This is a genomic window from Alkalihalophilus lindianensis (assembly GCF_032843265.1).
Lineage (GTDB): Bacteria > Bacillota > Bacilli > Bacillales > Bacillaceae_D > Alkalihalophilus > Alkalihalophilus lindianensis.
Genome location: NZ_JAWJBA010000957.1, coordinates 1 through 240, shown reverse-complemented (window position 1 = coordinate 240; position 240 = coordinate 1). Strand labels below are relative to the sequence as shown.

Genomic DNA, 240 nt, shown 5'->3' with positions numbered 1-240 from the left:
CCCTCATTCTCATAAGTGCTCACCTTTTACAAGACTGTACTCATCTTCCTACAACTGTCATGCATGCCTGATACATCCGCAACAAAAAATGAGATACAACTCTGCCCAGTACTGTACCAATTCGCTCAATTCGGACACGCATGTGACCTGTGACTACTTGTCCGAAATTTTGGTTTCGGACACCTACCATATAGGGTGTGACGACCAGCGGCCCGTGGCTCTCCGGACCCTCGGCAAGCC

General features: G+C 49.6%; 1 protein-coding gene. It reads right to left on the bottom strand.

The window, feature by feature from the left end:
* Positions 1-40: 40 nt before the first annotated feature.
* On the bottom strand, positions 41-240 hold a 200-nt coding region (locus RYX56_RS24950), incomplete at its 5' end, for a hypothetical protein (protein ID WP_317124466.1).